The 7,735-nt window shown below is 61.7% G+C and carries 7 protein-coding genes; 4 read left to right on the forward strand and 3 right to left on the reverse strand.

The genetic code is table 11. The features are described from left to right. Positions 1 to 175: 175 nt before the first annotated feature. On the forward strand, positions 176 to 1,228 hold the full coding sequence (locus tag QXF46_04675; protein MEM0226148.1) for a polysaccharide deacetylase family protein: 1,053 nt from the start codon (positions 176 to 178) through the stop codon (positions 1,226 to 1,228). 4 nt (positions 1,229 to 1,232) lie between these two features. Next, entirely contained in the window at positions 1,233 to 3,029 is a 1,797-nt protein-coding gene (locus QXF46_04680; GenBank protein MEM0226149.1) for a hypothetical protein, read from the forward strand. A gap of 48 nt (positions 3,030 to 3,077) precedes the next feature. Here the strand turns inward: QXF46_04680 and QXF46_04685 are convergent, their stop codons facing one another. Both QXF46_04685 and QXF46_04690 read right to left on the reverse strand, forming a co-directional pair. Beyond that, the gene (locus QXF46_04685) at positions 3,078 to 4,100 is read right to left on the reverse strand and encodes an aldo/keto reductase (GenBank protein MEM0226150.1); all 1,023 of its coding nucleotides are present in this window, start codon (positions 4,098 to 4,100) and stop codon (positions 3,078 to 3,080) included. Between the two features lie 176 nt (positions 4,101 to 4,276). Continuing rightward, positions 4,277 to 4,909, reverse strand: a complete 633-nt coding sequence (locus tag QXF46_04690) for an ankyrin repeat domain-containing protein (protein ID MEM0226151.1) — start codon at positions 4,907 to 4,909, stop codon at positions 4,277 to 4,279. Positions 4,910 to 4,982: 73 nt separating this feature from the next. Here QXF46_04690 and QXF46_04695 point away from each other — a divergent pair, with 73 nt between their 5' ends. Together QXF46_04695 and QXF46_04700 are read left to right on the forward strand one after the other, a co-directional pair. Beyond that, complete coding sequence (locus QXF46_04695) at positions 4,983 to 6,125, forward strand: Gfo/Idh/MocA family oxidoreductase (protein ID MEM0226152.1); 1,143 nt, start codon at positions 4,983 to 4,985, stop codon at positions 6,123 to 6,125. 36 nt (positions 6,126 to 6,161) lie between these two features. Continuing rightward, positions 6,162 to 7,175 (forward strand): hypothetical protein, encoded by a 1,014-nt coding sequence (locus QXF46_04700; protein MEM0226153.1) that lies wholly within the window; start codon positions 6,162 to 6,164, stop codon positions 7,173 to 7,175. On the opposite strand, the gene QXF46_04705 is transcribed toward QXF46_04700, so the two are convergent. Then, positions 7,172 to 7,735, reverse strand: a 564-nt coding sequence (locus tag QXF46_04705; GenBank protein MEM0226154.1) for an HDIG domain-containing protein, incomplete at its 5' end; no start/stop codon positions are given. The genes QXF46_04700 and QXF46_04705 overlap by 4 nt on opposite strands.

The raw sequence follows: 7,735 nt of genomic DNA on the forward strand, positions 1-7,735 counted from the left end.
ATCTGACGTCTCTGCGGCAGTGCTGGCGCTCTACCGCGCGCAGAGTATAACACGGCGCCGGTGTTGTTAACCGCACGGCTGCTGAGAGGGCGAAGGATCGCTTGATCTATAACGCTCATTTAGCTGCGTTGGAATCTGAAAGCATTTATGCCCTTTACTCGAAAGCCGCGCGTAAATGCGCGTGGGACATAACGAGTTAAGCAGCGAACTATGGAGGGTATACGTTCTGGAGAGGGAGAAAGCCGCAGAAAGGGATCCGCACGGTCGAGTGCTGGCTAAAAGCCTTGGCGGCGACCCTGCTGAGCCTATAGTCTCCGAGTTCCTGCATGAGAGAGGTTTCCACGTCGAGTGGCCGAAGGGAAAGCGCTTCGCCGTTTGCTTGACGCACGACGTTGATTGGGCGTACCCTCCATCCAGGCATACCGATAGAGTGCTGCACGGGAAGGGGAAAAACACTCCACTTCGAGCGAAGTTGCTGTGGAGGCTGGGCTCGATCAGCGGATGGCGCCTATATAACCCCTACTCGCTGGACCGAGTTGTAGAGGTTGAGCGTGAGTTCTCAGCAGTATCGAGCTTAATGGTGAAGGCTACGCCGAAGGAGTGGCTTGACGAGAGGTACGAGGACTTTTACAGCCTGGACTTCCTGGCAGGGCGCCTCGAAGGGCTCACCGATGAGGGCTGGGAGGTCGGGCTTCACGCAGGTTATGCTTCCTACAACGACTCGGGAAGGCTGGCTAGGGAGAAGGCTCTCTTGGAGAGCGCGTTAAGCGGGTACAGGGTTGTGGGAGTGCGCATGCACTACCTGCGCTTCGCGTACCCCGACACTTGGCTGGCGGTTGAGGCGGCCGGCTTCAAGTACGATACGACGCTAGCCTTCCCAGACCGGCCGGGTTTTAGGAATGGGATGTGCTACCCCTTCCATCCGGTCGTCGATGACCGTGTGCTGGGCATGCTGGAGATCCCGCTGGCCGTCATGGACACCACTTTCTGGGGCTACATGCGCGTCCAGCCTGGAGAGGCGTTTGAGATGATCAAGGGGTTGGTCTACCGCGTGGAGAAGTTGAGCGGGGTTTTAACGGTGCTCTGGCACAACAATACTTTTTGCGAGCTACTCTACGGCGAGTGGGGTAGGATGTACAGAAGCCTGCTCTCCTTCCTTAAGAGTAGGGGCGCATGGCTGACAAATTGCCTGAGCTTGTGGGAGTACTGGGTGGACAACTACGGGTGAGAAATTGAGAAGGGTGCTGGTAGCATCGATAGCCTCGAGGAAGGCACTCGCAATAGCACTTTCCCTAAGGAAGTACGGCTACCTTGTCTACGGCTTGTCGCACGCTAAGCATCCCCACTTGTTCTCGAGGTACTTCGATAGGAAGGCTGTAGTGAGGTGCTCCAGGAGTGGGCCGGCCTGGGCTATGTTCGCTGCGAAGGTCGCTGAAGCTTGGAAGGTGGATCTTGTGATGCCGGTTGACTTCGTCGACGTTGAAGCCTTCTCCCGTCAGCGGGATCTCTTCGAGAGCGTAGGGAGCGAGCTTGCAGCTCCCCCCTTCGAGTCCGTTAGGCTGGCGGCTGACAAGGAGAGGCTGCCCCAGCTCCTGAATCGGATAGCCAGGGTTCCAAGGCAGGTTGTCGTTCGAGAGCCCGGCTCCGTCGTTGGGCTCGATGCTCTCGAGCCGCCCCTAGTCGTAAAGGGGTTAGGGGACGCCTCGAGGCCTGAGTACTTCCCAGATTGGAAGGAGGCGGAGAAGAGGGCCGCTGAGAGGGCTCCCTGCCTCGTTCAGGAGTACGTCCCGGGTGTCGGTAGGGGGTACTACGCCGTGGCTCTGAGCGGGCAACCGATCCTCGAGTTCACGCACCAAAGGATCCTCGAGTACGATCCGGCTGGTGGGGCAAGCTTGGCGGCAAGAGGGCCGGTGATCGATCCCAGGCTGTTCAAACTGGGACGGGAGATCATCGGTTTGCTGAAGTGGACGGGGCCGATCATGGTTGAAACGCGCTTCACCCCTGAAACTGGGGAGTACCACGTGGTTGAGCTTAACCCGAAGTTCTGGGGCAGCTTGGACCTTCCTGTCTCACTCGGGTACCACTTCCCGGCCGTCCTGGCTGTAGCTTGCACCGAGGGGCTTGAATCAGCGAAGAGCTTAGCAGCCACCTTGAACGTCCGCAGCGGCAGCTTCTACTGGGTTCTAGACGGGTTGAGGTACTTGGCAAAAACGCCAAAGGCTTGGAGTCTGCTGCTGGCAGGCTCGGTGCGAGAAAGGCGCAGCGACTTTGACGCCTCCGATTCGGCCAGGGTTCTCGCTCAGCTAGCGATTGGGCTCAGCAGGCTACCCCGCGAGAGGAGGCAGTGGGTAAGCTCAATGTTGAGCGACTTGCGCAAGCTGGAATGGTGGCACCGTAAGTTAGTGCGTGAAGGTGCTAGGGCGATCCTCTTCGACCTGGACGGGACGCTGGTGCACTTGCCCGTGGATTGGAGGGCCGTCAAGCTCACCCTCTTACGGGAGGGCTTGCTAATGCCGTGGGAGGGGATTGTGGAGGCATTGAGGAGGCTTTGGGTTATCGATAGGACCGCCTACGAGAAAGCCTCCGCCATCGTGGAAGAAGCGGAGCTTGAGGCTGCAAAGAGATCCGTGCCCCTCGTTGATCCGCATCAACTAGCCAACCTGACCCTCGAGGTGAAGGTTGTGACGTTCCAGTCCTCCCGAGCCGCACGACTGGCTCTTGAGAGTGCGGGCTTTACCGATTTGCGTATCCACGTGGTGGGTCGCGACGGTGGAGCAGGACCCCTCAAGGAGGCCGTATTCCTCAGCGCCGAGAAGCCCAGCCTAGTAGTGGAGGACAACCTTCGCAATACCGTATCCGCCATGCGGGCGGGGCATTTACCACTCTTGGTCTCAAGTGACACCTACACGCGCGTAAAGGCTCTCAGACTGGGGATCCCCTCAATACCGCACACGGAACTCCCACGACTCACCCTGCTCATCGAGAGGATTCAACGCATCGAAGCGCCACTACAGGCTGCGCGCCCATGATACCGATGATTCGGGCTGTAACGGGGAGGGAGCAATCGGCTGCCCGGCTTACTGCAGGACAGGGGGTGGGATGTGGAGGATCGGCTTAGGTCTGTAGGGTTCCTCGAGGTATCTTATCTCATCGTCCGTCAATTTCACCTCTAATGCTTCGACGGCCTCCTCGAGGTGCTCCACCTTGCTCGTCCCGATGATTGCGACGTCGACACCCTTGTGGAAGAGCCAGGCAAGCGCGATCTGCGCCGGCTTCACGCCCTTGCTCTGCGCCACCTCGATCACCCTCCTGACGATCTCCGCGTTCTCCGGGGGAGCGACGTAGGCCTTGTACGCGTAAAACTCCGTGGCGGTTAAGCGGCCGGGGCCGTCAGGGGGGACAACGATTTTACCGTCCTTGTAGAACCTCCCGCTAAGTACACCGGCCGCAAGGGGGCTGTAGGCCATGTAGGCGATCTTGTGCGCCTTGCAGAAGGGGATCATCTCCCTCTCCTCTTCCCTGTACAGCAAGTTGTAGGGGGTCTGGGTGCTGGCGAACTTCTCGTAGCCCTTGAGCTCGGCGATGTAGTATGCCATGGCGAACTGCCACGTGTACATGCTGCTGGCTCCAATGTACCTGACCAATCCCCTGCGGACGAGGTCGGTGAGCGTTGAGAGGGTCTCCTCGATCGGCGTCTCGTAGTCCCACCGGTGGATCTGGTACAAGTCCACGTAATCCGTCCTGAGCCTCCTGAGCGACTCGCTGATCTGCCGCATGATGTGCTTCCTCGACAAACCCCTATCGTTGGGACCCGGGCCCGTGGGGAAGTACACCTTCGTAGCCACAACCGCGTCCTCCCTCCTACCCTGGAGAAACTCACCCAGTATCTCCTCCGACTTCCCCATCGAATACACGTTCGCCGTATCGAAGAAGTTGATGCCCAAGTCCCAGGCCCGCTCCATCACCTTGAAAGCCTCCTCCTTACCCACAACCCAGCCGCCGCTGCCGTAAACCTGCAGTTTCGGGTCGCCGAAGGACATGCAACCCAGGCAGATCCTCGACACCTTGAGGCCGGTCCAGCCCAAACGGGTGTACTTCACGCCAAAGCCGGTGCTCAGGCGATACTAATGCTTTAGGGTTTGATCAAGCAGAACTTCCACGAGATGCTCGAAACGGGGAAGTTCTCTGCAGGGGTTGGAGTGGGTTGCTAGCTCGGAAGACCCCCGCTGGACGGCTTAGAGCTTTAAGGTGCCGCCTCGGCTCCTGACCCTCAAGGTCACTGCGTAGCGCTGGTGTAGGGTTCGAGAAGCTGGGCTAAGTCCAGGCGACCGATAGCTTTGGCCAGGTCGTAGGGTGTTCTCCCTCCAGCGTCCCTAGCGTTCGGGTTCCCCCCGTACTCGAGCAGCAGCCGGACGACGTCCGCGCTGCCGCCGTAGATCGCGACGTGCAAAGGCGTAACGTCACCCTCGCCCGCGATGTTCGCGTCCGCCCCGTAGGCGAGCAGAAGCTCGACAATTTCGGCCGCCCCCCTTGCAGCCGCCAGGTGGAGCGGCGTGTAGCCCTTACGGTCCCTTACGTCGGGGTCTGCGCCCTGGCTGAGAAGCTCCCTTACGAGGCTGGCGTCACCCCTCCTCACCGCATCGAAGAGCTTCTGCCCGAGCTCCCTGCTCCTCGGAGCCGAGGGCGCCGCAGGTCTTGGAGCAGAGCAGGGAGGGGTCGACGGGTTTGCGACAAACCTGTCCAGCAGCGCGCAGCGCCTGCCGAGAGGCTGGTAGAAGGTGCACCTCGTGCACTCCCTCCCCCTCTCGAGGGGGCAGGGGGCTCGCGGGTCCTCAACTGCGGTGCCCATCAGCAGGCAGTACCTGCTGTCTCTGAAGAAGTAGGGGCAGGATTCGCAGCTCCCCCGCATTACGCTCCAAGGAGCGTGCGACCGCTAATTAAGCTGTCGTAAGCGATTTTAACGTGATCCTCTGCGATTGCTCGTGGCGAAAATCAGGTTTGGTGTGGTGGGGGTTGGCGGCATAGGCCGGCACCACGCCGAGCTCGCCTCCCGCCTGGAGGAGCTCGAGCTCGTCGCTGTGGCCGACGTAGCCCACGAGCGCGCGAGAGAGGTCGCTGAAAGGCTCAACGTTAGGGCCTACGGGAACTATCTGGACATGTTCGAGAAGGAGCAGCTCGACGCCATCTCGGTTTGCACACCCCACCCAACCCACGCGGAGATCGCCATCGAGGCGATGAAGAGGGGGATTCACGTCCTCACCGAGAAGCCCATGGCCGCGACGGTCGGGCAGTGCCGCGCGATGATCAGGGAGGCGAGGAGGAGGGGGGTGAAGCTGGGCGTGGTCTTCCAGAACAGGTTTGAGCCGCGCTTCAGGAGGGCTAAGTCGATCATAGAGGCCGGTGGCCTCGGGGACGTGTACAGGGGGCTGCTACGGTACGGGACGTACAGGGACATGGCCTACTTCGCGAGCGCAGCCTGGCGGGGTAGGTGGGCGACGGAGGGGGGCGGCGTGCTCATCAACCAGGCCATCCACTTCATCGACATCTTCCTCTGGATGCTAGGGAGGATGCCTGTTGAAGTGTTCGCTTACGCGGGTACGCTGGGCCACGACATCGAGGTGGAGGACTTGGCCAGCGCTGTCGTGCTCTTCGAGAACGGGTGCCAGGGCCTGATCCAGTGCTCGACGCTCGACTTCCCCGATGTGCTGAACATCGAGGTGAGGGGCGATCGGGGGATGCTCCTCGTTGAAACCAGCCCGAAGCGGGTCGAGCAAGGCTGGCGGAACGAGACGCGGGTCTTCCTCTACCGGAACGCTCCGCCGATCAGGAGGGCGATCTACTCCTCTCTGAGGCCGGAGGCCCCGCGCGTCAGCTACAGCGTGGAGGAGGTAGTCGCTGAGGAGCCGTTCACCGGGCACGAGGCCGTGCTGAGGGATTTCGCGAGGGCTATCATCGAGGATCGCGAGCCGGAGGTTACGGGCGAGGAGGGCATGAAGTCCGTAGAGCTCATCAACGCGATAGTGATGTCGGCGGTCGAGAAGAGGCCGGTGAAGCTGCCCCTCGACCCGTCCCAGTACGACAGCCTGCTCGAGCGGTTAAAGGAGGCGGGTGGGCCGCCCTGGTAGCGACACGGATATAGGTCCCTCTCCCGCACCGGCTCCGTGACGGGCATCCGGTTCGGCCGAGCCCTCGAGAAGGGCGTCAGCGAGCTCTTCTACTGCTGGGTTCGCGAACCAACAGCTGCCGGTGGAGAGAGGTTCAGGCTCGAGGATCCAGCCAAGTTCTGGAGGATCTCGTGGGAGGAGAGGGCTTACACGGAGTTCGCCGATGCTAGGTACGCTAGGCCACCAGGCCTCACCACGCTCTCGCTGAGGAGCCGGGAGGTCTTTCGGCACGGCGTGTTCCAGCTCCACGCCAGGCTCCCCGATTGGGGCGAGCAGGGGCCTATGCTCTGGTTCGGCTTCGAAGTTGAGGACCTCTTCGGCGGCGGTGTGGCTCACTTCATGCTTCAGGGTAGAACGCTGAGGGCGTTCGCCGGGGCGTGGCCCCACCCGACCAGCCTGCGCGTACCCGGCCTCCCCAGCGACTTCAGCACGTCTCGCCACACCTACACGGTGAGGGTTCACGAGAACCTCTGCCTCTGGTTCATCGACGGCAGGCTGAGGGCAGCGATGGCGCTGACGGACAGTGAGAGGCTCCTCGCCCTGCACGAGGGGGAGCCTTACTCGCTCGGCGTGACGATGATGAGGCCGGGCTCGATGGGGGTCCTCCTCGACATCGACGGGGGCCCCGTCGATAGGGAGTGGGTTTGGAGCGACCTGCACCCCTGGCAGATCAGGGTGCTCGAGGGTAGCCCGCGGCCAAACCTCTCGCTGAAGCTGTACCGCTTCGGGAGCGAGGAGCCGTTCGAGGGTAGGGTCGAGGGACCTCTCGTCTCCCACCCCGTCCCCGCGGCGGGATCCGAGCTGGCCTTCACCATCGCGGCGACGGTGGACGGCCTGCTGCGGATCGAGGTTTGCGCGCTCGACGGGCGCTGGATCGAGCTCTGCGAAGCGGAGTTGAGGGCTACGAGACCGCTCCGCTGGATCGGTACGGTGCACGAGCCTTTCGCGCGGGTTGTTCTGGAGCCGAAGGTCAAAGGGGAGGTAACGCTGGCTGAAGCCTACGTGCGCTAAAGACCCAGCTCGGCGGCAACCCCCTTCATCGCCTCGAGGGAGAGGGATAGGAACTCCTCCAGCGTTAAGCCCAGCTGCTCGCACTCCCTTACGCGGTTCCGATCCACCCCCCTCGCAAAGTCCTTCTGCTTGAACTTCCGCATCAGGCTCTCCAGCTTCACCTCGGCCAGCTTCTTGCTTGGCATGACGAGGGCTGTCGCTATGATCAACCCGCTCGCGTGGTCCGCGGCTCTCAGCGCTCGCAGGATCCTTTCAGCCTCGGGGCTGCTCACCTTGTAACCGTTGTGCTCGTTGTGGCCCGCGATCGCCTCCAAAGCGTGCGGTGGGAGCTTGCCCGCGAGAATATCGAGGGCCTTGAGGCCGTGCCTCGAGGGGTCGCGGCCCACCTCGTCGTAATCGATGTCGTGCAGGAGGCCAACCAAACCCCAAAGCTCCTCATCCTCCCCCAGCCTCCGCGCTGCTGCCCGCATGATCGCTTCGACGGCGAGGCAGTGCTTGACCATCCTATCATCCTTCAAGTGCTCCCTCAGCAGGCTCAATGCCGCGTCCCGCTCCACAAG

This window comes from Thermofilaceae archaeon, assembly GCA_038731975.1.
Classification (GTDB): domain Archaea; phylum Thermoproteota; class Thermoprotei; order Thermofilales; family Thermofilaceae; genus JANXEW01.

What these genes read in the sequence shown, in the direction of transcription:
- QXF46_04690 (MEM0226151.1), bottom strand. Translation starts at nt 4,909, where the DNA reads ATGCGGGGGAGCTGCGAATCCTGCCCCTACTTCTTCAGAGACAGCAGG.
- QXF46_04675 (MEM0226148.1), top strand. Translation starts at nt 176, where the DNA reads ATGCGCGTGGGACATAACGAGTTAAGCAGCGAACTATGGAGGGTATAC.